General features: G+C 27.0%; 21 protein-coding genes. 3 read left to right on the forward strand and 18 right to left on the reverse strand.

The genetic code is table 11. The features are described 5' to 3' along the window. The first annotated feature begins 317 nt into the window (after positions 1–317). Entirely contained in the window at positions 318–2,360 is a 2,043-nt protein-coding gene (locus BUB01_RS02670) for a methyl-accepting chemotaxis protein (protein WP_072985033.1), read from the forward strand. Positions 2,361–2,637: 277 nt separating this feature from the next. Here BUB01_RS02670 and BUB01_RS02675 read toward each other — a convergent pair whose 3' ends face one another. Continuing rightward, positions 2,638–3,357 (reverse strand): hypothetical protein, encoded by a 720-nt coding sequence (locus BUB01_RS02675; RefSeq protein WP_072985035.1) that lies wholly within the window; start codon positions 3,355–3,357, stop codon positions 2,638–2,640. Positions 3,358–3,553: 196 nt separating this feature from the next. On the opposite strand from BUB01_RS02675, the gene BUB01_RS02680 reads away from it, so the two are divergent. Continuing rightward, positions 3,554–5,596, forward strand: a complete 2,043-nt coding sequence (locus BUB01_RS02680; RefSeq protein WP_072985037.1) for a methyl-accepting chemotaxis protein — start codon at positions 3,554–3,556, stop codon at positions 5,594–5,596. A gap of 669 nt (positions 5,597–6,265) precedes the next feature. Here BUB01_RS02680 and BUB01_RS02685 read toward each other — a convergent pair. The 15 genes from BUB01_RS02685 to BUB01_RS02755 form a co-directional block, all read right to left on the reverse strand. Continuing rightward, positions 6,266–6,916 carry a peptidylprolyl isomerase gene (locus BUB01_RS02685; protein ID WP_072985039.1) on the reverse strand — a complete coding sequence of 217 codons (651 nt, stop codon included), beginning with the start codon at positions 6,914–6,916 and terminating at the stop codon, positions 6,266–6,268. Between the two features lie 75 nt (positions 6,917–6,991). After that, a complete protein-coding gene (locus BUB01_RS02690; protein WP_072985046.1) occupies positions 6,992–9,142 on the reverse strand; it encodes a YhgE/Pip domain-containing protein in 2,151 nt (716 codons plus the stop codon). A gap of 13 nt (positions 9,143–9,155) precedes the next feature. Then, positions 9,156–11,306: a YhgE/Pip domain-containing protein gene (locus BUB01_RS02695; RefSeq protein WP_072985048.1), complete on the reverse strand. Its 2,151-nt coding sequence runs from the start codon at positions 11,304–11,306 to the stop codon at positions 9,156–9,158. Positions 11,307–11,504: 198 nt separating this feature from the next. Further along, entirely contained in the window at positions 11,505–11,744 is a 240-nt protein-coding gene (locus BUB01_RS02700; protein ID WP_072985050.1) for a DUF3892 domain-containing protein, read from the reverse strand. Positions 11,745–12,377: 633 nt separating this feature from the next. After that, positions 12,378–13,280 carry an SPL family radical SAM protein gene (locus tag BUB01_RS02705; RefSeq protein ID WP_072985053.1) on the reverse strand — a complete coding sequence of 301 codons (903 nt, stop codon included), beginning with the start codon at positions 13,278–13,280 and terminating at the stop codon, positions 12,378–12,380. A gap of 365 nt (positions 13,281–13,645) precedes the next feature. Then, the gene (locus BUB01_RS02710; protein WP_072985055.1) at positions 13,646–13,975 is read right to left on the reverse strand and encodes a hypothetical protein; all 330 of its coding nucleotides are present in this window, start codon (positions 13,973–13,975) and stop codon (positions 13,646–13,648) included. An 8-nt stretch (positions 13,976–13,983) separates the two neighbouring features. Continuing rightward, positions 13,984–14,217 carry a TIGR04540 family protein gene (locus tag BUB01_RS02715; protein WP_072985057.1) on the reverse strand — a complete coding sequence of 78 codons (234 nt, stop codon included), beginning with the start codon at positions 14,215–14,217 and terminating at the stop codon, positions 13,984–13,986. A gap of 93 nt (positions 14,218–14,310) precedes the next feature. Next, entirely contained in the window at positions 14,311–15,867 is a 1,557-nt protein-coding gene (locus BUB01_RS02720) for a tetratricopeptide repeat protein (RefSeq protein ID WP_072985059.1), read from the reverse strand. A 156-nt stretch (positions 15,868–16,023) separates the two neighbouring features. Continuing rightward, complete coding sequence (locus BUB01_RS02725) at positions 16,024–16,557, reverse strand: YcxB family protein (RefSeq protein ID WP_072985061.1); 534 nt, start codon at positions 16,555–16,557, stop codon at positions 16,024–16,026. 121 nt (positions 16,558–16,678) lie between these two features. Further along, on the reverse strand, positions 16,679–17,857 hold the full coding sequence (locus BUB01_RS02730) for a DUF2812 domain-containing protein (RefSeq protein ID WP_072985063.1): 1,179 nt from the start codon (positions 17,855–17,857) through the stop codon (positions 16,679–16,681). Next, positions 17,854–18,180, reverse strand: coding sequence for a PadR family transcriptional regulator (locus tag BUB01_RS02735; protein WP_200802828.1), 327 nt, complete (start codon positions 18,178–18,180; stop codon positions 17,854–17,856). Before BUB01_RS02735 ends, BUB01_RS02730 begins: the two co-directional genes overlap by 4 nt. A 668-nt stretch (positions 18,181–18,848) precedes the next feature. Next, positions 18,849–19,772: a DUF2935 domain-containing protein gene (locus BUB01_RS02740; RefSeq protein ID WP_072985065.1), complete on the reverse strand. Its 924-nt coding sequence runs from the start codon at positions 19,770–19,772 to the stop codon at positions 18,849–18,851. 880 nt (positions 19,773–20,652) lie between these two features. Continuing rightward, complete coding sequence (locus tag BUB01_RS02745; RefSeq protein ID WP_072985067.1) at positions 20,653–21,522, reverse strand: methionyl aminopeptidase; 870 nt, start codon at positions 21,520–21,522, stop codon at positions 20,653–20,655. Between the two features lie 330 nt (positions 21,523–21,852). After that, positions 21,853–22,578, reverse strand: a complete 726-nt coding sequence (locus BUB01_RS23415; RefSeq protein WP_072985070.1) for a SpaA isopeptide-forming pilin-related protein — start codon at positions 22,576–22,578, stop codon at positions 21,853–21,855. 114 nt (positions 22,579–22,692) lie between these two features. Continuing rightward, on the reverse strand, positions 22,693–23,277 hold the full coding sequence (locus BUB01_RS02755; protein ID WP_072985072.1) for a DUF1836 domain-containing protein: 585 nt from the start codon (positions 23,275–23,277) through the stop codon (positions 22,693–22,695). A gap of 231 nt (positions 23,278–23,508) precedes the next feature. On the opposite strand from BUB01_RS02755, the gene trhA reads away from it, so the two are divergent. Continuing rightward, entirely contained in the window at positions 23,509–24,171 is a 663-nt protein-coding gene (gene trhA, locus BUB01_RS02760) for a PAQR family membrane homeostasis protein TrhA (protein WP_072985074.1), read from the forward strand. A 99-nt stretch (positions 24,172–24,270) separates the two neighbouring features. Here trhA and BUB01_RS02765 read toward each other — a convergent pair whose 3' ends face one another. After that, positions 24,271–25,155 (reverse strand): LysR family transcriptional regulator, encoded by an 885-nt coding sequence (locus BUB01_RS02765; protein ID WP_072985075.1) that lies wholly within the window; start codon positions 25,153–25,155, stop codon positions 24,271–24,273. 34 nt (positions 25,156–25,189) lie between these two features. Continuing rightward, on the reverse strand, positions 25,190–25,456 hold the full coding sequence (locus tag BUB01_RS02770) for a hypothetical protein (protein ID WP_072985077.1): 267 nt from the start codon (positions 25,454–25,456) through the stop codon (positions 25,190–25,192). Between the last annotated feature and the right edge of the window lie 94 nt (positions 25,457–25,550).

The following is a 25,550-nucleotide window of genomic DNA, read 5'->3' on the forward strand; positions in this document are numbered from 1 at the left end:
AATAGTCGAAAGATTACTATTTGGTATTATATTCATCTATTAATAATAAATTTTTTAATATTTATATTGGTGTTAGCTAAGATTGTTATGTGCTTTATATATAACAGTAATTAATTTATTATATTATTAATAAATTAGTTGCTGTTTTTTTTTTGATTATTTTAAATTATATATTTTATAATTAGTCTAGTTATATTTACCTAAATCTCTAATTATAAATAATCTGTACCACTATTTACTTCTCAATATAATAAATTTGGCCGCGATAATTAGAATATAAACAAAAGAAAAAATATATAAATTAGGGGTGTTTAGAATTGATTAAACGAATTAAAAAGAGTATTTCATTAAAGGTCTTAACTAGTCTTGTTGGCGTAACTATATTCGTTTTTGCAGGTACCGGAGTTGTAGTCAATTACTACAATAGCAATGTTTTGAATCAGAATATAAATAAGTCTTTAACAGATAATGCAACAGTTATATCTAAAGATGTAAACAGTTTTTTTGAACAAGGTGGTACATTAGTTACTCAAATGGCTACAAATGATTCTATTCGTTCATTAGCTGAGGCTGTTCAAACAAAAGCTGATATAAAAGCAAATGCAAACTATGCTACTGTTCTAAAAAGCTTACAAAATATAAAAGCAACAGATAAAAATGCTTCTGCTGTTTATATAGCATTAGAAAAACCAAGCTATATATTTGTAGACAACGGTAAAGATAGCCCTGCTGATTGGGATATTAATAAAAGACAATGGTACTGGGATACCTTAAAAGCAAAAGGTTTATATTACACTGCACCATATGTAGATGCATTAACAAACAAAATGGTTATTACAATAGCTTATCCAATATTTGATGCTAATGGAAAATCTGTAGGGGCTGTAGGTGTAGATTATCTAATTGATAAATTACCTGAGATTATGAAACAATATAAGGCTGGAGAAACAGGTTATACATTCCTTTTAGATACAACTGGAACATTTATGTATAATCCTGATCAAAGCAAAGTTTTAAAAGAAAAATTCACTGATGCTCCTGGTACAGCTGGAGAAATTGGTAAAAAAATGATCAGTGGTGAAAATGGTGTTGCTACTTGTACTATAAACAATTCAGATGTTTATGCTGCTTATGCTCCTGTTAAATCTAATGGTTGGTCAGTTGCAACTGTTATTACTAAATCAGAAGTGCAAAAACAACTTGTAACATTTAATACTATTTTAATAACTACTTATGTAATTGGCTTAGGTCTTTTAATTGTAGCATTATTCTTTGTTACTCGTAAAATATTAAAAGATATTCCTAAATTATTAGAAGTTATTAAAAAAGTTGCTGGTGGAGATTTAACATCCAAAGTTGATGTTAACTCTGAAGACGAAATAGGTCAAATAGCTGAAGCAATAAATGATATGAATAATAATTTAAATAATATAGTAGGAAAAATCTCAGCAAATAGCCAAAATGTAAGTGCAAGTGGTGAGGAATTATCAGCAGTAATTTCTGAAATTAATAGACAAATTCAAACTATTAATGCTGGAACTCAAGAAATAGCAGCAGCTATGGAAGAAACTAGTGCTTCTACAGAGGAAATGAATTCATCAAGTGCATTAATAAAAGGTGCAATTGTAAATCTTAACTCAAAAGCGCAAGACGGAAATAATTCTGCTATTGAAATTAAAAATAGAGCTTTAAATATGAAAAAAGAATCAGAAATTTCAAAGAAAGCTGCTTTAGACATGTATAGAGAAAAAGAAATAGCTATTCTACGAGCTATTGAAGATGGTAAAATTGTAGAAGAAATCAATAGTATGGCTGGAATCATAGGCCAAATTGCTGATCAAACAAACTTACTTGCTTTAAATGCAGCTATAGAAGCGGCTAGGGCTGGTGAACATGGTAAAGGCTTTGCTGTCGTAGCTGGTGAAGTTGCAAACCTAGCTGTTCAATCAACTGAAACTGTTCAAAATATTCAAAACTTAGTAGGACAAGTTAAAACTGCATTTGAAAATATATCTCAAAACGCAGGTGGAATATTAGAATTTATAGATAAGAAAGTTACTTTAGATTATGATGAAATGATAAACAGAGCTGACCTTTCACTAAAAGATGCTAATGATGTATCTGAATTAATAAATGACTTCTCAAAAAATATTGGTGATGTATCAGGCTCAATAGAACAATTAGTTAAATCTTTAGAAGCAGTTTCTGCGGTAGTTGAAGAGGTAGCATCTGGTGCTTCTGAAATAGCTGGTACTGTAAATGATACTAAAGTGAGTGCTGATGAAGTAGCTCAAGTTGCTGAAGCTCAAGCAGACTTAGCAGTAACATTAAACAATATAGTAAATGAATTTAAATTTTAATGAAATGCCTGTCCAATAAGGACAGGCATTTTATTCTTAATTTCTAATATACACTTAATATATCACTAATAAAGTACATAATAATTAAATAAAGACTTATACATACTTTATAAAAATATATTAATCATCAAATTACTATTTGATCTATTTTTCATGAGAATTGATACTAATTTCATTTATAATGTTTAAAACTTTCAAATACTTTCTTTAAAAAACAGCAATCAAATTTATAATAAATAAATTTAATTACTGTTTTTTGTTTATATAATCAAAATTGTTATATTTTATTGCATCTAGCATATTCAAGTAATATCTCTATTCTTTTGCATGCAATTCTATAAACATCTTCACATTGTGCATTTATACAATATATTAATTCTATTGTATCTTTAACTTGAGATCTTTTAACTGGAACAATTGGTGAATTTGTTAATACCCCAACTGATGCTGATAAATTAAAAGACGTTCTTGATATAAAATCTAACGTAGAAACTAATGGAAGTACACAGTTATTAAAATAATTTCTCATACAAAAATCTAATGGTAATAAACATACTTGATCTTTGATTCCATTTATAGTAGTCAATGTTACCAATGTTTTAGCAAGAGATTCACTGATAGTCGGAGAAGCCGTAGTATCTGTGTTACTAGCTGTAGCATCTGTATTAGTTGTATTCTTTTTACTTTTACTATTACTATTTGTATTTAAATTATTTTGAACTAATGTTTTATTTAATTTAATTGAATTTTGAATATCTTGTAATAATTTTTCTATATTTATTTCTTTACTTTCTTCTATTTTTTCTTTGTTTATTTCTTTTTTACTTTCATTTACATTCTCATCTATATTTGATTCTAAGATTCCATCTTGAATTCCACTTTCAATTTCCTCAGGATTTGGCTGTTGAATTTCATACTCAAGTTCATATGGTTCTGTTTCATCAAAATTTAATTCACCAGAAGTCGCTTTTTTCAGCTCTTCCCTATCACTATTCATTTTGACCTCCTATATATAAATATATATATCAATATATTCATATAAAACTCATAATATAATATTTAAAAAAATATTTAATTTTAAATAAAGTCTTTTCTATGTGTTATGTATACATGGAAATATTTAAATATTAATATAATGAATTTAATATCGATAATTAAATGTATTACCAAAAGAAAAGTAGGAGTGATAAAAATTGATTAACAAAATTAACAAAAGTATTCTATTAAAGGTACTAACTAGTCTTATTGCTATAACTGTGCTTGTTTTTACAATTACAGGAGTTATAGTTAATTACTATAACAAAAATGTTTTAACTAAAAATATTAATAAATCTTTAGAAGATAATGCTACAATAATATCTAAAGATGTTAATAGTTTTTTTGAAAGAGGCGGAACATTAGTTACTCAAATGACAACAAATTCCTCTATCAAAAATTTAATGACTGAAGTTAAAACTAGAGATGATGTTAAAACAAATCCTAACTTTACAAACGTTGTTAAAAGTTTAAAAAGCATAAAAGAAACTGATAAAAATGCATCCTCAGTATATATGGTAATTGAAAAAGCAAGTTATCTAATTGATGAAACTGGTGAAGACAGTCCTATTGATTGGGATGTCAATAATAGACCTTGGTACTCCGAAACTTTAAAAGCAGGTAATTTATATTATACTGCACCATATAAAGACGCAGTATCAGGAAAAATGGTTATTACAATTGCATATCCTATGTTAGATAATAATGGAAAATCTATAGGTGCTGTTGCTGTAGATTATTTAATTGATAAATTACCTGAAATTATGAAACAATATAAGGTTGGTGAAACAGGTTATACTTTCCTTTTAGACAGAACTGGAACATTTATGTATCATCCTGATGAAACAAAAATTTTAAAGGATAAATTTACTGAATATGCTGGTACACCTGGTGAAGTAGGTAAAAAAATGATTAAAGGTGAAAGTAATGTTGCTACTTATACCTTAGATAATTCTGAACTTTATGCCGCATATGCTCCTATAAAATCCAATGGTTGGTCTGTTGGAACAGTTATCTCAAAATCTGAAGTAGAAAAAGAGCTTGTAAAGTTTAACATACTTTTACTTTCTACTTATATAGGTGGTTTAATTCTTTTAATTTTAGCATTATATTTTGTTACTACTAAAATATTAAAAGATATTCCTAAATTATTAGAAATCATTAAAAAAGTTGCTAAAGGAGATTTAACTTCTAAATTAAGTGTTAATTCTAAAGATGAAATAGGTCAAATTGCTGAAGCAATAAATGATATGAATAGTAATTTAAATAATATAGTAACTAATATTTCATCAAATAGTCAAAATGTAAGTGCAAGTGGCGAAGAACTATCAGCAGTAATCTCTGAAATTAATAAACAAATTCAAACTATTAATGCTGGAACTCAAGAAATAGCAGCAGCTATGGAAGAAACTAGTGCTTCTACAGAAGAAATGAACTCTTCAAGTGAAATAATAAAAAATTCTATATTAAAACTTAATTCAAAAGCAAAAGATGGAAATAATTCTGCTATGGAGATCAAAACTAGAGCTTTGAATATGAAGGAAGAATCCGAAACTTCAAAAAAAATCACTTTAGATATGTATAAAGAAAAAGAAATTGCTATTTTGACAGCTATTGAAGATGGAAAAATAGTGGAAGAAATTACCAATATGGCTGCAATCATAGAAGAAACTGCTTCTAAAACAAATTTACTTGCTTTAAATGCAGCTATAGAAGCTGCTAGAGCTGGTGAACACGGTAAAGGCTTTGCTGTTGTAGCTGACGAAGTTGCGAAATTAGCACTTCAATCAACTGAAACTGTCCATAATATCCAAAATATAGTTGGACAAGTTAAAAATGCTTTTGAAAATATGTCACAAACGTCAGGCGGAATATTAGAATTTATAGATAAAAAAGTTACTGCAGATTATAATGAAATGATAAATAGAGCTAATCTTTCATTAGAAGATGCAAATAATGTATCTGAATTAATAACTAGCTTTACAACAAATATTGAAGATGTATCAAATTCAGTAGAACAATTAATAAAATCTTTAGAGTCAGTTTCTGCTGTTGTTGAAGAAGTAGCTTCTGGTGCCTCTGAAATAGCTGGTACTGTACATGATACTAAGGTAAGTACTGATGAAGTAGCCGAGGTTGCTGAAACTCAAGCTGATTTAGCAGTAACATTAAATAATATAGTAAGTGAATTCAAAATTTAATAAAAATACTATTTCCTCTAATCCCCAGTATATACTTAATCAAAATGGTTAAGATAATATCATAAGGTGCTTAACAGTCTAGTCAAAATTTATATATGCTTCTTAAAGAGGTATATATAAATCAGTCAAAGATTATTTATAGGTTAAAGATTTTAAAAAGCTTTAGCTTATATTTAGTCGGAGAGAAGATTTTATATTGTTAGGAAAAGCTTTTATTTAGTCGATTAGTTTGATTAAATTGAGGTTCCAACTTATGATATAAGGTCGAACTAAGATTATATAAAGTGTTAAAATGATTATATGTAGCCGAAAGGTTATCTATAGTTATATAAATATTCTATATAGTTGAGCTAAGTATATCTTCATAAGTAAAGAATTGCTAACTAATAGTCGAAAGATTATTATTTGGTATCTTCTTATTATCAATGTTACTGATAATTTTATTTATGTTGGTACTAGCAAAGATTGTTAAGTGCTTTATAAAATAAAACAGTAATCAATTTATTATGAAAAGTAAATTGTTTACTGTTTTTTTTAATTAATATATATATTTCAAAATCTACGTTAAAATGTTTTCTTGATTTTTATTATGCTAATTATTTAAATAGCATAAAACTAAAATCCTATATTAAATTTAACATAGGATTTCAGTATTTTTCCATCAATATTTTAATTTTTCTTAGGTGCCTCGTACTTTATTCCTTTAGTATCAACTTTTATACTCTCTATTACTACTGGAGTTTCCGGTTTATCATTTGAATCAGTTTTTACAACTTGAATTTTATCAAGTATATCTAGCCCCTTAGTTACTTTTCCAAACGCTGCATATTTACCATCAAGTCCTTTATTTGTTTTTGTCATTATAAAAAATTGACTTCCAGCAGTATTAGGCTCATTAGTTCTCGCCATTGATAGTACTCCCTTTTCATGTTTCAAATCATTTTGGAATCCATTCTCCGTGAATTCACCTTCTATACTATATCCTGGTCCACCTTGACCATTTCCATTTGGATCTCCACCTTGTATCATAAAATCTTTTATAATCCTATGAAATGTTAAATTATTATAAAAACCTTTATTAGATAATTCTATAAAATTATTTACTGTATTAGGTGCTATGTGAGGATATAATTCAGCCTCTATAGTTCCATAATCTTTTATTACTATTGTAGCTATAGGTAACTCTTTTGGAGCTTCCCTTTTCTCATTTTTCACTTGTTTACTAGCAGTATTTTCTTTTCCACATGATACTATAGTAAACATACTTAAAATAATCATGATTATTAATATACCATATCTATTAATTATTCTTTTTTGCATAAATCCACCCTCTCATCCAATTTGTATACTTATATTTAACATTATAGCTTTATTTAGTGTATTATGTAAATAACCTTATAACTCTGACTCTTTAAATTTATGCTCCATAAAATGTGTTAAATGATGTAATGGTTTCTTAAATACTGAAAGAATAACAAACACTGCTGAATATATTAAAAGTACAGTAATACTAGTGTCAACAGTTTTCCAAACCGGACCTGCAATCGCTTCTCTAAAACCATTTATTGCATATGTAAAAGGCCATATTGGATATAAAACTCCAAAGATTTCTGGATTTGTTTGTATGGGATAAATACCACCAGCTCCAGCTATTTGAAATACCATTATAATTACTGCAATTGCCTTTCCTACATTACCTAATAATGATACAAGTGTAAAAATTATTATTGTAAAAGCTATTGCTGTCAAAGCTGAAAATACAAATAACAATGATAAATTATACGCTTTAACACCTAGTATAAAATAATCTCCTAAAGTTGCTATTAATGCTTGAATTAAATTTATAATAACAAACAAAATCATCTTTCCAAAATGCCTTTGTAATATGTTTGGTTGTGCTCCACTGTCAAAATCTTCACACTCCGTAGTTAATAATGCTGCTGTTAAAAGAGCACCCACCCATATTGCAAGTACTGTATAAAATGGTGTTAGTCCTACTCCAAATATTCCTTCCCCATATACATCCTCCTCTTTTACTTCTATTGGAGATGCTATAAAATTAGCCATTTCATTAGGATTTTTTTGCATTATCTCTATAATATTATTTAAGCTTTCCTCATTTAAAGCGTTTAACTTTGAACTTAAATCATTTATTTCATCCTGTATTATTGAAATTTTTATTTTTAAGTCTTCAGCATTTTTTATGGCCTGATTACTAGAAGCTATACCATAATTAGCTAATGCGTTTAATTGGGGTACTATTATTTTTGTAGTTTCTAATATGGAATTTGTTTGAGTTAATCCAAGATTCATAATATTAGCAGCATTATTAATTGAGTTTGTTCCATTTTTATAAAATTCGTTTGATATTAATGTTATTTTATTAGTTAATTCATCATTAATTTTTATTATAGAATCTATAAGTTGACTATTTTCTTGAATAGTTCCACCATTAAGAATACTATTTTGTAAATTACTAATAACATTCTTTTCATTATCTACTACTATTTTGGCATTATTTAAAGATTGAATAAGTGATTTTAAATTACTATCATTTAAATTTTTATTAATTTCCTCTAGAGTTTTAATATTTGAATCTATTAACTTACTAATGTTATCTATTGAGGTTTTAGCTTCATTTAGATTTTTTTCATTCTCTAATTTCGAAATAGTTGAATCTTTTAGATCTTTTAACGCCATGTTTATCTTTTGGACCAAAACTTGTAAATCTATAATATTAGAGTTTATATCACCATTAATTTTTATAAGATTATCTCTTGTTGCATTAACTAATTTTTGACTAGCTTCTGTAACCTTTTCCAAGTTATTTATTTGACTTGTTATATTAGGTAAATCATTCTTTACTTTTGATATATATTCATTCAAATCTTTTGCATTATTACTAGAAGTATCTATAAATTTTTTAATTTCTCCAAGTTGACTATTTGCAGTATTTACTACATCCTTTATACCTAATACCTTTGGTCTCGTATTATCTAGATGTAAACCTACCTTATTAAATTCAGAAAAAGTTTTTTCATTAACACTTTTTATAAAATTCTCTTTTATTTCTTTGGTCAATTTATCCTTAGCAACGTTAGTTATCTTAGTCGCAATTGCATTTGCTTTTTCATTTACCTTATAAATAATACTTGGCTTTCTAGGATTAGTTGTTGTTAAACTTACTAAGCCACTTGAAAAATTCTGTGGAATTTCTATTATTGCATAATAAGTTCCTTCATTCAATGCATTATTAGCTTGCCACTCATCTACCATTTCCCACTTTATAGATTTATTTTCTTTAAGTTTTTCTATAACCTGTGCACCAACATTTACTTCTGTAGCATTTATTATTGCTCCCTCATCTTTATTTATAATAGCAACTGGTAAATTTCCTGTATTAGCATAAGGATCCCATGAAGCAGCAATATTTATCCATGCATACAGAGATGGTATAATGCAAAGACCTGTTACTATAATAATAGCTGCATAATTGGTTTTTATTTTTTTTAAGTCTCTTTTAAATATCCTAAATAGCATCCTCATTACTTCACCCCCACTATTCACCTATACCAGATTGATTGAATTTCTTTTCAAACCTTTTTACAATACTATGTAAACGTGGTTTAAACGTAAAACCTATAATTATGTATAAAATGAAAAAGGCTGTTAACATAACTATATCTAAAACAACACTACTAACTAATGGACCAGCAATAGCTTCTCTAAATCCACCAACTGCATAACTAAAAGGAAATATAGGTTGAAGAATCCTAAAAATGAGAGGATCTACTTGTATAGGATAGCTTCCACCGCATCCTGCTAGTTGTACTATCATTAATATAATATTTATAGCCTTTCCGAGATTACCAAGCAAAGATACATTAGTAAAAATTATTGTTGCAAAAGTTATTGAAGATAATATTGCAAATACAACCATTAGAAATGGATTTACACAGTAAATTTTCAGAAGAAATATGTTTCCTAATGCTATTATTACACCTTGTATTATCGCAAGAAAAATGAATGTTAACATTTTACCAAAATATTTATGTCTTATTGTTAAAGTTTCATCTTTTTTAAATTTAACACTCTCTGTTTTAAGTACTGAAGTTAAAATTAAACCACCTACCCAAAGGGCTAATACTGAATATATAGGTGCCATAGATGAACCATAATTAGGAACTTCATATACTTTAACTTCTTTTATAGTAAATGGATTTGCTATAAATTCTCCAATTAAATCAGGATTACTTTTTAATATAGCAATTATAGTATCTAAATCATTATCGTCTACCTTTGATAATTGATCTCCTATATATTTAATTTCATCCTTATATTGATTTAATTGTTCTAATATTTCTCCTGATACGTCTGCTGCAAGCTTACTTCCATCAGCAGATGAACTAATTAGTGTATTTATCCCATCTACAGCAATTTGTGATGTCTTTAATAATTTTGCTGCATCTTTTGTAGCGTTTACTAAATTCTTTGATATATCATTTAAAACTGGCATTGTATTCTTTTCAACAGCACTTATTAAATTAGTACTATTATTTGATATTTTTTTTAAATTTTCTTTTAATTGATTTATAACTGCCTGACTAGGTATATTACCTTTGTCTGTTTCATTAGCCTTTTCTGTTACAACTTTATTCTGTTCATTTAATTTATCTTGCAAATTTTTTAGGTTAACTATAGTTTGAGATACCTCTGGAGTCTCTTTTGTTTTATTCATAGTTTCAAGATACTCTAAATTAGAATTTATATTATTATTAGCTGAATTTATATTATTACTAACCGCATTTAATGAACTACTTATCTGAGAACTATTATTAGAAACCTGTATAGTATCTAATATGGTAACTATTTTATCAATGCTAACCTTAATTTCTTCTAAACTTTGCTTAAAACTTTTAAATGTTGAATTTAAATTATTATTTGTATTCTGTATCAAATTTTCTGTACTTTTAATAGTACCTTCTTGTACAGTCATTCCACTTGTAAGTGCAGGAATAGTATTTTTAACTTCTGTTAAATATACATTTAAATTTTTTGAATTTGCATTTACATTCTCTAAAACACTTATTATAGTGTCCATATCTCTGCCTGCTCTTATAAGCGCATTTTTAAGCTTAATTATATCATCACGATTTTTATTCATATCTTCTTTATAACTTTTTACTTTTTCCAAAGCCTCTTTATTAACGGTTTGAACAAAATTTGAAGTAATTTCATCAATCAACGTTCCTTCAGCTACTCCTGTTATCTTACTAGCTACCGGATTAGCTTTAGTATCAACTTTATAAATTATTTCTGCCTTCTTACTATTATTTGCAGTTATACTACTTAAATCCTTTGAAAAACTCTCTGGTATTTCAATAGTTGCAAAATAGGTACCATCTCTAACTCCCATATCTGCCTCTTGCTCAGAAACAAATTTCCAACCTACCTTTTTGTTATCTTTAAGTTTTTTAACTACATCTGCTCCTACATTAACTTCTTTTCCTGCAATAGTAATACCTTTATCATTATTTACTACTGCAATCGGTATATTACTTGTAGTACCATAAGGATCCCAACAAGCTTTTATATTAACCCATGCATATAATGCTGGAATAGCACATATTCCCATAACAATAATCAATGCTATAGGGTTTTTTACAATACTTATAAGATCACTTCTAAAAACCTTCATAAGTTTTTTCATAATATTTATCCCCTTTTATCTTTTGAACCTCAAAACTAACTTATATAAACTCTTTTAATTAATCTCTAGATTTTAAATTAATAAAACTTTATATAAGATAACTTTTATTAATAAGACTCTTATTATAATTCTATTCTAAGTTTTTATACATTAAAAAACTCTAACTAAATATGCTAGAGTTTTACTTCAAATTAATTCTTATTTAATTATAGGCAACTCTCCTAAATTATTATTTCCATCTCCATCTGGTAAACTTACGCTATCTTCTTTTTTTGAACTTATATCTTGTATTCCTTTAATTACACCTTGTCTTGCTAAAGAAATAGCCTCTTCCTTTAAGATTCTTTCTCCATTTTCTAATTTATATGCTGTTATCTCACCTTTATTATTTCTTATAATTTCAGTTATTGTATGTGCAAATACAGTATCAATTGACATAATCAACACTTCCTTTCCTTACTATAAACATATTTTAAACAATACATAATATATTTATACTTTATTCAAAACAATGAATTTAATCTTTTAAAACTTCCCTCTAAATTCCAGTATATATTAAATATAAATGGTTAAGATAATATCATAAGGTGCTTAACAGTCGAGCCAAGATTTATATATGCTTTTAGCAAAAGGTATATATAAGTCGGTCAAAGATTATTTATAGGTTAAAGATTTTAGAAACCTTTAGCTTATACTTAGTCGGAGAGAAGATTTTATATTGTTAGGAAAAGCTTTTATTTAGTCGATTAATTTGATTAAATAAAGGTTCCAACTTATGATATAAGGTCGAGCTAAGATTATATAGAGTGTTGATAAAAATTGGTTATATATAGCCGAAAGGTTATATATAGTTATATAAATATTTTATATAGTCGAGCAAAACATCTTCATAAGTAAAGAATTGCTAATTAATAGTCGAAAGATTATTATTTGGTATCCTCTTTTTATCAAAGTTATTGATAATTTTTATTTATGTTGGTGCTAGTGAAGATTGTTAAGTGCTTTATCTAAAAAATAGCAATCAAATTTATTTTAAAATTTGATTGCTATTTTTATACAATAAATCTATTATTAATTATTAAAAAAGCTTATTTGTTTATCTTCATAACCATTTCTATAACCTACTATAATATCTTCCATTCTATATAATATATTAAACTTAGTACATTCAGCTTTAAATATCTTCCACAATTGATTACTTTTAGGTGAGGAACATTCATATCTATTACCATAAGTTTCAATATAGCTTCTAACTAAGTTTTTATTCTCTGGGAAAGCTTTTAGTAATCTTTCATAAAAATATTCTCTTTGATTTCCCCTTAATGTTAAGCCCATACCATAAGCAAATATAAATTTTGCTCCACTTTCATGAGCCTTTTTTACTATATTCTTTATATTTTCCTCAGTATCATTAATAAAAGGTAATACTGGCATTAATAGTATTCCTGTATATATCCCATTATCAGAAAGTTCTTTTACTGCCTTAAATCTTTCTGAACTAACTGCTACATTAGGTTCTATTTGCTTACAAAGCTCATCATCAAATGTTGTTATTGTCACTTTAACAAGAACCGGTGAATGCTTTTTTATCTGCTTAAGTATATCTATATCTCTAGTAATAAGTGGGCTCTTAGTTATTATTGAAACTCCAAAACCATTCTCGTTTATTTGTTTTAACCCTTCTCTTGTCAAAAGTAATTTCTCTTCAAATGGATTATACGGGTCACTCATAGCACCAGTTTGTATAACACCCTTATTCTTTTTTGATTTTAGATCTCTCCTAATAATTAAAGTTGAATCTTTTTTAGCTCTTACCCTATCAAAATCAACAATTCCATAACATTCGCTTCTTGAATCGCAATATATGCACCCATGGCAGCACCCCTTATATATGTTCATGTTATAATTTATCCCAAACCAAGGATTATCATCTATATAATTTGATACTAAGCTTTTTGCCTCTATAAATTCCAATAAATTCACCTCTAATATAGGGTAACAAATATATTAAGACATATGTATGTCTTATTCCTTATCAAAAATATATTTATAACCTTAAATAACTTCTAATGCTCTTTTCTTTTAATTGCATTTACATAATACTCTAATATAATTATTATCATACTTCACCTATATACTTAATTTTATATTTTAAATTATTGCCTTAATTCATTATACCAAAACATACATTCTTAAGAAATATTTATAATTATAAACTTAAAAACCTTAACTATTTAACACTAAAAAGCTACTTCAACTATATATTTTTGCTAATCCAAAAAAATCCTTCCTACGAATTCCGTAGGAAGGATTTTAATTTATTTATTATTCTAAATATTTTATGTAAATAGACTAATTACTAATTCTCTATCTACACTTATATTCTCTTTTTCAATAGCATTTGGATTTTTAGTTAATGGATATTCATCAAGCCAAAGGTTTCCATCTATAAGTTTATCTTTACTTATAGGTTCACTTGGATTTTCATCATATACCTCTTCAATTAGGTTATCTTTTGTTAAGATGACTACCCTTCTGCAAGGTTCATCACAATCAGTATATATATTAAAAAAGCTATTAAAATTTTCAAAACTTTTTATAGAGGTAACTACCTTCAAATATAATCCAAGCTCCATTGCTATCTCTGCTGCCTTAACTTCATTTTTCATATTACACCTTAATTGTTTTCAGCAACTACCTTATCTATTACTTGAGCTCTTTCCTCACCTAAAGTTCTTATAAGCTTTACAGGCATATGCCCTTCTTTATAAACACTACCTTCATTAGCATTAACTATTGCCATAACTTTTTTTGAAAAGTTTTCGTAGCTTATAAGATCCTCTAAATAAGTATCTACTAAGTCCTTCAAACATGTTGCTAATTCTTTTGGATTTCTATAAACTGCTCTCATCTGTTAACTCCTTAAAAATATAATAATCTTCTTTATTATATACCAAAGGCACCTCATATTAAACATAAATTATTATAAAATTTACATATTTTTTTAAACTTTAGTAGTAAGCTTATTTTGTATTTTTTCTTTCAAACTTAATAACTCTTCTTTTGATGGATAATCACTTTTTATATTTAAACTTTTTTCTATAGATTCTTTTGCCTCATTATACATTTTTGCTTCTACTTGAGCCTTTGTAAGCTGATACCACAGCATGGCTGAATCTGGATTCTTTTTTGTTAAAGATTTATAATAAAAAATTATTCTTTTAAAATACTCTGGATAAACATCTTTATCAATATATAACATATTATTATTTAAATTATAAACCTCAATTCTATATACTTCTCCATTATCATGATACCATAAGGCTATTTCACTTTTACCATCAGCATTTAAATCAATAACATCTATTTTGCTATAATCTATATCTTCAAACAATATTTTTTGAAAACATTCTCCATTCCATTTTCTAATATCTAACCTTTGCCAAACACCACCAATTTGCCATCCTATTATAAGTTCTCTCATTCCATAGCCTATAACTGGAGCTATTATTATATCTCTAACATAGCTACCACTACCCTTTATTTTATCTAAAACTATTAATCCTTCCTTAGCTTGCTTTATAATAGCAACATAAGCCTCACCTTCATATTTATATGCAATTACAATTTCTTCCTCACCATCATTATCTAAGTCACCAAAAGTTATCGGAACTTCCTTAATTCCATTATTGATAAATATTATACTTTCCACTTCTGGAATAGCTTTTACTATTTCCTTAATGTATTTTTTATAAGTTTGTTCTGTTTTATTATCTTCCTGCCTTAGTTTTACATTTCTCTTAATTCTTTCTTTTGATTTTCTATTTCCCTTTAACTCACTCCCACTCACTCCTATAGTTTGATTCACCAACTTAAATTTTCCGTCTTCCCATCTAATAAGCGTTTGAACTACTCCCAAATCATTAGAATTACTCTGTCCAATTATTCTTTGTAAAATATATAAAGCATCTAAGTAATCTTGTTCTGATACTATAGGGTAAGCAGCATTTATAGCTGATATCCCTATCTCATATCCTCTTTTAACCTTACCCTTTTCATCATAGACCATATCCAAATATGTTTTGTCTGTATCTTTTATATCTATTGTATATTTTTTATTTGCCTTTTGTGAAATAATATAAATCTTATAATCATCTATATAGTTAGCTTTTGTATTATATTCTGAATAGAATTTCTCACCATTAAAAATCTCTTTAAACTTGCCATCAATATACGAAAATATATGATTGTAGGTATAGCCTCCAGAACCGCCTGTGCTACCTCTAACTAAAATATCTACTTTATCTTTTGATGTAAAATTACCCAAAAGCAAACTAAATCCATATCCACTTTCATCCTTAAGTTCTATACTTTCCTCATTACCTGTATTCCTATCTATAACTAAAAGCTTTATATCAGCTTCAAAAGGATTATCCATTCCATAAGGTTTATTTCCCATTAAATATACGCCATCAACAACACCATCACCAGTTATATCGCCATATTTAAAATCTAAAACTTTTCTTGGCTCCTGATTATAAGTTCTAAGTCTTTTTTTCATTACTATGTTCTCCACATACAGTAGTCTTATTATTAGTATATGATATTAATTCTCTAATTTTACTATATTAAATAAATTTTACCTTCAATGCTTTAAGTATTTAATTTTTTGTATGTAAAAAAATCTCCACTTTAAAATTAAGCAGAGATTTTATTATTATATTATTGAAAATTTTTGTTCATCAACATACTTTTTTAGCTCTTCTATTATATTTTCCTTAGTAACTTCTATTCCATTTAAAGGTATAGTAAAAGCTGAATTTTGTCCTACATAAATGTATATATAATTATTATCAGCATTTATTCTTTGTACTTCATTCCATACCACTTTAGTTTCATTACTGTCTACATATTCTGATATTCCTGTTGTTGATATTTTAAGTGCTCTTTTCCCTAAAATACGTTTATTTTCCTCTTTTTTTAATAACTTGTCCGCATCATTTTCTATTTTCTTATTAACAAACCTAGGATAAGCTAATATCCATACTACTGAAATGGCTCCAAAACCACCTAACCAATAAATTCTTGGTACTTTTGTACTCATTGAAAGTAACACTGCAAAAATCATATAAACTAAAGGTTTACCAAATCTTTGCCTATTTAAATTTGCTCTTAAAGCTTTTGTAGTTGCTATATAATTCTTATTAAAATTAATATAGTCTTCTTTTGAAATTTCGTACTTTAACTCCATGTTTCTCCCCCTACTTATCTTTTCCTTGTGTAATCATTTACTATATTATATCAAACATTTGCTTCTAAATCATTCTTTTCTTGCAAAACTCTATATTTATATAATGGTAATTATAAATTATTTAAACAACCGATTTAATCTCCTTATTTTCATCCAAAATCCTATTATAATATTTCTTAATTTTTATAAGACTTACAATCAAATATATAAAAAAATATAAAATCATAATAAAAAATATAATAAAAAATATTTCTGTTTTCCCATTTGTTAATTCACTAAACATATCTTTAATCATCAATGGATAAATTACTGCTAATAATATCAAAAAAGGAAAGTTTTTACCATATATCTCCTTAGCTATTTTAACTCTTTCACTATGGAAAGTATACATATTAGGAACTTCATCACCAATACATTCTTTAGTCCAAATGGTATAATTATCTCCTAATATTTTAGCCATATGAACATTATGCCATCCTGCATCTTTATTAATATTATAATAACCAAAATCAACTTTTTTCTTTAAATCAATATAATATTTAAGATTCTTTTTATCTGTAGTATAAAATATAAATATACACTGTGGCAAAATTCTTTTAAGTTCAAACCCTTCATAAGCCATTCTTTGTAACCATTCCTCAATTCTATCTGGTTCATACATCCATAATGGTTTAAATCTAATTTTTCTTTTCCCTGATGATTTTTTTAAATATCCCTTTTCAATTATGTTATTTGCCAAAGAATATTCTAAACTTACTTTATTAATTTTTTTATAAAATAATATAGCAATTAAAAGGATTATTATATTGATAGGTGTAACAAAGAAATTAAACATATTTTTAGTAAAATTAATATTTTCACCAGAAATATATATAAAATTAGACTTTCCACCAAGGATATGGCACATTAATAAATAAATACTCGATAATATTACAAAAATTATATCAGTATAAATTATAAAACCTACTTTTTTTAAAATATTAAATCTATTAATCATTTCAAAATTTTCAGGAAAAACTTTTATTTCCTCAATTGGTTTTTCATTTTTTAATACTCTCCATCTACTAGATTTTGAAAGAATTTGCCAGCCTTCTCTTTTTACACTTTCTAAAAGTTCTTTATTTTCTTTAAACTCTATTTTATAACTTATCTCTTTGCTTACACCTTTTTTAAATTTGAATACACTTATGTTAAAGTTAACATCTACAAGTTCATAACCTTTAGTTGCCATCTCCTTTAACCATTCTTCTGTTTTTAAAATATCAATACTCCAAAATCCTCTAAATACCCTTTTAATCATTTAAAGTACCCCCCTAATGCTTCTGCATTACTATTTAATTCTTTTAACCTTTTAAATTCTAAATTTATTAATTCTTTTCCTAAATCAGTTATTTCATAAATAGTTTTACGTTCACTATTGGAATATACTGCAACTATCCCATCCGCTTGCATCTTACTTAAGGTTCCATAGATAGTTCCAGAACCTAAACTTATCCTCTTATTTGTTAAATTTTCAACCTCTAATATTATTCCATACCCATGTGTAGGCTTATAAAGGGATAGTAAGATATAAAAGGCTGTTTCCGTCATAGGTAAATATTTTTTAATTATTTTATCCGTCAAATAATCACCTCCCAATAGTCACATTGCTATATGTCACGTCTCGATATGTCATACTTAAACTATATCACGTCGTGACATACTAATCAACTATATTTTCCTATTAATTTAAATTTTGTATAGTACCAAAAAGATTATTTTAAATATGTTTATCAAGAGCAGATTTTAAAAACTTTTTAATTTTTTTATATACTCTATATGTGTAGTATGTGATATTAAGAAAGTCCAGCAGATTATTGCTGGACTTTAATTTGTAATATAAGTTGGCTTGATTGTGATATTGAGTCTAAAAATAACATATATCTAAGCACTTACAAGTAATTCAAGTTTGATTTAACCTAAGTAATTCAGTAGTTCCTGCAAAATTTTATTATTTTCAACAATTACTTTAACACCCCGTTCAAATTCTTTTGAATCTTCTAAAGCTGCTTTCGTGATAAATTTAAAATGAAAAATTATTGATTTACCTAATGGATGTCCAAAATGTAATTCTGCTGAACAATTAGTTCTAATATCTTTTCTGTCCTTATATTAAAGTTAAAACTTTTTACTGCAACAACTTCTGATTTCATAATATACTATTACAATTCAATCAGGAAAGTTCGTATACATAGTTTTTTTAATATATATTCAACCTATAAGAATAATTCATAACAATATTTTATTTATACTTATGCTGCTTTAAATATTTTTAATAAGCGCAAATAATGATTTGCTTCTCTCAAAGTATGGTCTCCTAATAGTGGAATTATTATGGATTTAATTTTACAATTGACTAAACCTTCAGTACCTTGTGCCTTAAACTTGCTAATGTCTATAGTTGCCTTTAGGCTATCATCTGTAACTTCTGAAATTGACATTGAAGCATTCATAGCTTCTATCGCCTCTTTAGTCAGTTTATCAAATTGGTTTCCAAAGTTATTTGCTGTATATATGAGCTCGTTTTCCGTAGGGTCAAGAAAGCCACGAATAAATTTGGAATGCTCAGCCATAATTCTATTCCAGAAAACTTCTTGCTCATAAGCCTCTTTTTCCAAATTAATATCCTCACCATTTTGAAGTCTTTGAATTAGCTTAAGATAAAATTTTGCTTCCCTTAAAATATGGTCTATAAGTAATGGATAATTACTTGTGAATATCTTACATGATAGAACTCCTGATAATATCCTAGTCTTAAAGTGTATTAAATCTGAAACTAATCTTATAGCTCTTTCATTAATCATAAATACTCTTTTTTCCAGCATGGGATTGCTTATCCTTAAAGAAGCATCCTCCAATCCTGCTTCTTCTTGTGTCAAACCAGTTGGAATGTTTACTCCTGTAAGATATGCTGAAGCCATTTCAGCTTTTAACGTAAATGGTGTTACTACTTCACCAGACTGTAACACACTACGGCTAACAACGCCGTTAGAAAGATATATGGCCTCTTCTAAAAGTTTGTCAAACTCCATCCTGAACATATCTGCTGTACGCATAAAATTTGAGTCCCTTGGTGTGAAACCTAATTGTAGAAAGAATGAATGCTCTTTCATAATTCTTGAAAAAAATAGATGTAACTCTAAAGATTGTCTTATAAATTCAGCACTAGATGGCATACTTGATACTCCTTAATATACTAATTCACTAATATCATTATACTAGTTTTATAAATAAAATGTGACTATTTGCCAAATAGTCACACCTTTAATAATAAGCTCTCAGTAATACTTCTTATATTCTCATTATTCGTTTAAATACAAATTTAAAAAATCAATATTATTTTTTTTAAAATATTTACTTATTATCGTTTTTTGAAACATCCTTATTTTCTAAAGCTATATCACATGCTTGACCATTGTATACAACTTTAACACCAATTATATATATTAGTATTATAAGTATAATGAAATATAATTCAATATATAGGACTAATTAACCAAGCTGGTACAGCGTTGTAAAATGTGAGTGTTCCGAAAAACATAAATATAAATTCTGACATTTAATGAGCTCCCTATAAAATTAAAATATATAAATAAAAAAGACCCCTAACACAATGAAATTCTATCTTGCTTAAAATCTCTTTTAGAATAAATAATTATACTAAAAAATTTTTAATACAATAATAAAAACATTGTGTTAAAAGTCTCACTTGGCTAAAATAAGCCATGATAAAGCTAGATCAAAAGGTCAGTGTGTTGATTTTATCCCCAATACAGGCAGTTAGGTTACTCCCTTTTAACATTTAAGTTACTGATTCGTCTTTAATAATCCCAACGTTACCACAAAAATCAAAAATATACAATGTAAAATATTAATTCCGTATTGTCATAAAATATTACTTTAATACAGCAATTACATTTTCTTAATTTATACTATACACGTAAATATATAGTTCATCACACAAATTGGGATTTATAGTTAAGTGAACTTTTATATATTCCATATCTATATTAACTATATTTAAATCAAATTTGAAATCACCTTTTTTATAACCTTCTATTTAGCTAATATCTCTACCCCTGTTTCTGTAATAAGTACAGTATGCTCCCATTGTGCTGAAAGTGAACCATCCTCTGTAAGAGCAGTCCAATCATTGTCAGCATCTACGAATATATGATATGCTCCCTGATTTACCATAGGCTCTATTGTAAATACCATACCTGGTACTAAAACCATTCCTTCTCCTCTTTTTCCTACATGAGCTACAAAAGGATCTTCATGAAATTGAATTCCAACACCATGACCACCAAAATCTCTAACAACAGAATATCCATTTGCCTCTACATATTCTTGAACAGCTTCACCTATATCTCCTAAATACCCCCAAGGCTTAGCCGCTTCAACACCTCTTCTTAATGCTTCTCTTGAGACTTCAACTAATCTTTTAGCTTCTTCACTAGCTTCTCCTATTATAAACATTCTTGATGCATCTGAATAATACCCATTATATATAGTAGATACATCTACATTTACAATATCTCCATCTTTAAGTATTATATCTTCACTAGGTATTCCATGGCATACCTCATCATTTATAGATGTACATACACTTTTAGGAAAACCTTGATAATTTAATGGCGCAGGAATAGCTCCATGACTTACTGTATAATCATATACCAATTTGTCAATTTCTGCTGTGGACATTCCAGCCTTAATTTGTTTTGCAACTAAATCTAAAACGCCATCATTAATTTGTGCACTTTTTTTAATTCCATCTATTTGTTCTTGATTTTTTATAATATTTCTTGGTGGTACTATATGACCTTGATTTCTAAGTTTCCTTAACTTTTCATCAAATTCCATATGACACTTTTTATATTTTTGGCCACTTTTACACCAACATTCATCATTTCTACCAAAATTCATTTTTCTAATCTCCTTAAAATTTTAAAATCTTTATAATTCTATTATATCACTTATAGTTACCCTATGTATTATTAATTAATAAATTCTATCATTTAAGTGGAAATTTAAATTTCTAATTTGGTTATTTTAACTTGAATAGATATCAAAATTTAAATTTAGATATTACTAACTTACTCTGTAATATTACTTCTACGAAAGATAGCAAACAGTGATTTTATTTACTTAATTATATATTTTACATCCTTTAAAAACAACTATAAAAATTAACCCCTAGATACTTCTAAGGGTTAAAATAACATCAAATATTAAACGTTAAAGGATTTATATAGTTTACCAACAGAATCCAAAAAGTAATAGTAATATTAACCAGCTGTCACAGAAATTATTACCTCCAAAACCACAGCCACAACCATTAAAATCGCCACAGCCACAGCCATTAAAATTTCCACAACAATTGTCAAAATTTCTGCAGCCACATTCTTCATGCTTGCAACATGGCTTTTCTATTTTCTTCAATTTATTTATAATCAAAATTTCTCCATGCTTATTACAACCATCTATACATATTTCATTCCATGGATAATATTCTGGTTTCTCAAAGAAACATTTATCTATTATTTCTATAACTCTATAATCACCATCTTCTAAACACTTAAACTCAACTTTTCCATGAGAATCAGTTCTTTTAGAAGCTACTAACTCTGGAGAACATCCACATAATCTATAAAGATTAATCCTTACACCACCTAGAGCTTCACCATCAGAGCAGTTTAACTTTACCTTAACTAAGATTTTTCCCTTTTTAGGAATTGGTTTTGGACATGGTTTTTCTGGCTTACAACATTTTGATTCTGGTTCGTGACATGGTGGTTCCGGTTTACAACATTTTGATTCCGGTTCGTGACATGGTGGTTCCGGTTTACAACATTTTGGTTCCGGTTTGTGACATGGTTTATCATCATAAGAATCACCATGTACTTGGTCACATAAATCTAAAACTGAATTTGCCTCATCTCCATAGTTAAAGTCATACAAGTCATTTACTGAAAAACTCATAAGTTTCCCTCCTTATTTTCATTCTCTGTACATATTATGACTTTATATGCTATGATGTGAGTAAAAATAACAAATCTATTTTATCAAAGTAAATTGGATATAATTTCACCTAATCTAAAACTTAATTCCATTGTCTATTATTTTTTCTGCTACCTTTCTATACATATTAGACATATTTATAAGAGAGCATACTAACAAAAGATTCTTTTCATACTCTCCAAAAATTTCATCACTACTTTTAAACTTATCTTCTATAATATTTATTTCATTTTTTATATTTTCTTTAAATACTTCTGTATTATTTGAAGAACTAGCTAAATACATTTTATATATCTTATTAAGATTTATATCTTTTTCCTCAGCATTTTCATAGTTTTCTATAACTCCGCTTAAAAGTGTTTTTATATCCGTTATAGATAATGCTCCTTTTAAATTATAAATTAAACTCATTAATATAATATGTTCTTTTGTATATTTTTTATTTTTTATCGGCATTAAAAGTTTGCCTTTTGCATAATTATTTATCATTGTTTTAGTAAGTATTTTATCCTCATCACCTCTCTTCGATGAAGAAAGCTTATTTTCAAATAACTGTATCACCTGATCCATATATAAATCAATTTCTGGTATTTCACTTAAAGTTATATTTTCGTCTAGTTTTAATTCATCAATAAAAATGTCCAAATTTTTAATATCCATAGTAATCCTCCATTACATAGTTTTTAAAACTACTTGTTGTTGTCCCTACGTTAATATTAATAGTATTTTGAAGAAAAATCAAGATATTCTTATATTTATAAATAAATTTTATCTAAATCTTCATTTTTTAGCTATTGACTTTATTTTATATTAAATGCATAATTTAAATATAACAAAACATAGTTTTGAAAACTATGTATCGTAGTACAAGTTTTAAGGAGGTATATATATATGGAAAAATTCTTCAGAGAACCAATAAACGGTTTTACTCATCTTTTCGGAGCATTATTATCAATAGTTGGCTTAATAGCGATGATAGTAAAGGTAAACTCTTCCCCCTTGATTTCAAATAATTTTGCCCTAGCTCTTACATCAGTAATAATTTTTGGTGTTAGCTTAATTCTTCTTTATACAGCTTCTGCTACCTACCATTTAGCAAAAGCCTCTGATAAAATACTATCTTTTTTAAGAAGGCTAGATCATTCTATGATTTTCATTTTAATAGGTGGTAGCTACATGCCATTTTGCTTGTTAGCGCTAGATGGTACTACCAGAATAATATTTACAACTGCAATTGCTGCCTTAACCTTAGGCGGAGTTTTATTTAAAATGATTTGGTTTAAATGTCCTAGATGGATTTCAACTGCACTTTATATAGGTATGGGTTGGATGGCTGTCTTTGTAATATACCCACTTTATACTTCTATCTCATTTGTTGGAGTATCTTGGCTTATTGGTGGTGGAATTCTTTATACTATAGGTGGCATTATCTATGGCGCAAAACCTAAATTTTTAACCTTCAAGCATTTAGGTTTCCATGAAATATTTCATATATTCATTCTACTTGGTAGCTTAGCCCACTTTTTTTGTATATTTACTTATGTACTTAATTAGAAAATATTTTAGAGCTTTATATAATTTCTACAACTCCCCTTTATAATGCTAAAATAAAAAAGATACAGTCTGCATTCTAAATACAAACTGTATCTTTTTTTAAATTCTTACTTTCTTAATTTCATCTATAAACGTAAGCATATTTGGATTTAATAATTTATCCTTATGCTTTACCAAATATAAATCTCTTCTCAAATTAAAATTTTTAAAATTTACTTTTTTTAATGTTCCATTTTTTATTTTTTCTTCTACACACTTATAGGATATGCAACCAAGTCCTATACCAGCTTCAACTATACTAGCTATAGCCTCACTATGTCCTATTTGCATAGCAATATTATAATTTATGTTATTACTGTTTAGATAAACCTCAACTATATCTCTAGTTCCACTGCCTTCTTCTCTCATAATTATTTTATAATCTTCAATTATCTTTAAATCAGGTTCTTTTATTTTATTAATCTTATTGTCACTACTAGCAATAAATATAAGATCATCCTTCCAAATAGTTTCTTTTACTATTTCATTTGAATATACTTGTCCTTCTACAAAAGCAAAATCTATTTTATTTTCTAAAAGCAATCCTTCTATATGTTTAGTATTTTCTATTATAATAGATATCTCTATGCCTCTATATTCTTCACTAAACTTTCTTATAAAATTCGGTAAAATATACGCTCCTATAGTTGTACTGGCACCTATTACAATCTTGCCTTTTTCACCTTTATTTATACTTTCTATAGCCTCTATTGCTTCCTGCTGAAGATTTAATATTCTTCTAGCATAATTTAAATATATTTCACCCTCATGTGTTAAATACAATCTTTTATTTATTCTATCAAATAATTTAACATTCAGTTCTTGCTCTATTTCTGAAATAGCTTGACTTATAGATGGCTGGCTTATATATAATTTTTTTGCAACCTTAGTCATATTTAAATTCAAAGCTGTTTCATAGAAAATGCTAAGCTTTCTAAAATTCACAACTCTTCCTCCTTAAGGAAGTTAAAACTTTATATTATTTATCTACTTCTTCATAATCTACATCTATAACTTCGCTAATATTATTATGTCTATTTATAGTTTCTGGTTTTTGAGTTTGATTATTATAAAAATCTGTACTATTTTGATTTGATATATTTCTCTTTTTAAATTGTCTGATTATCCATATTACTACAACTATAGCTAAAATAAATGGTAATACACTTATTGCTACCCATCCTATAAGACATATAATTCCAACAATTAAAACTATACTTCCTATTCTATATATTGCTTCTTTCATAAAATTCATTCCTTTTCTTTTTTACAAATTATATCACGTAAACTTATTAAAATCTTTTGAAAATTATAAAATTAACTTTTTGTTTAAATATCAC

The organism is Clostridium cavendishii DSM 21758, from assembly GCF_900141845.1.
Classification (GTDB): Bacteria; Bacillota; Clostridia; order Clostridiales; family Clostridiaceae; genus Clostridium_AG; species Clostridium_AG cavendishii.

Bases quoted from the DNA above. Each gene is read 5' to 3' on its own strand.
- BUB01_RS23415 (WP_072985070.1), bottom strand. From the start codon at position 22,578: ATGAGTTTTTCAGTAAATGACTTGTATGACTTTAACTATGGAGATGAG.
- BUB01_RS02685 (WP_072985039.1), bottom strand. From the start codon at position 6,916: ATGCAAAAAAGAATAATTAATAGATATGGTATATTAATAATCATGATT.
- BUB01_RS02700 (WP_072985050.1), bottom strand. From the start codon at position 11,744: ATGTCAATTGATACTGTATTTGCACATACAATAACTGAAATTATAAGA.
- BUB01_RS02755 (WP_072985072.1), bottom strand. From the start codon at position 23,277: ATGGATATTAAAAATTTGGACATTTTTATTGATGAATTAAAACTAGAC.
- BUB01_RS02675 (WP_072985035.1), bottom strand. From the start codon at position 3,357: ATGAATAGTGATAGGGAAGAGCTGAAAAAAGCGACTTCTGGTGAATTA.
- BUB01_RS02745 (WP_072985067.1), bottom strand. From the start codon at position 21,522: ATGAATTTTGGTAGAAATGATGAATGTTGGTGTAAAAGTGGCCAAAAA.
- BUB01_RS02725 (WP_072985061.1), bottom strand. From the start codon at position 16,557: ATGGAGTTAAAGTACGAAATTTCAAAAGAAGACTATATTAATTTTAAT.
- BUB01_RS02720 (WP_072985059.1), bottom strand. From the start codon at position 15,867: ATGAAAAAAAGACTTAGAACTTATAATCAGGAGCCAAGAAAAGTTTTA.
- BUB01_RS02695 (WP_072985048.1), bottom strand. From the start codon at position 11,306: ATGAAAAAACTTATGAAGGTTTTTAGAAGTGATCTTATAAGTATTGTA.
- BUB01_RS02770 (WP_072985077.1), bottom strand. From the start codon at position 25,456: ATGAAAGAAGCAATATATAGAATAGGAAGTATAGTTTTAATTGTTGGA.
- BUB01_RS02730 (WP_072985063.1), bottom strand. From the start codon at position 17,857: ATGATTAAAAGGGTATTTAGAGGATTTTGGAGTATTGATATTTTAAAA.
- BUB01_RS02715 (WP_072985057.1), bottom strand. From the start codon at position 14,217: ATGAGAGCAGTTTATAGAAATCCAAAAGAATTAGCAACATGTTTGAAG.
- BUB01_RS02740 (WP_072985065.1), bottom strand. From the start codon at position 19,772: ATGCCATCTAGTGCTGAATTTATAAGACAATCTTTAGAGTTACATCTA.
- BUB01_RS02710 (WP_072985055.1), bottom strand. From the start codon at position 13,975: ATGAAAAATGAAGTTAAGGCAGCAGAGATAGCAATGGAGCTTGGATTA.
- trhA (WP_072985074.1), top strand. From the start codon at position 23,509: ATGGAAAAATTCTTCAGAGAACCAATAAACGGTTTTACTCATCTTTTC.
- BUB01_RS02690 (WP_072985046.1), bottom strand. From the start codon at position 9,142: ATGAGGATGCTATTTAGGATATTTAAAAGAGACTTAAAAAAAATAAAA.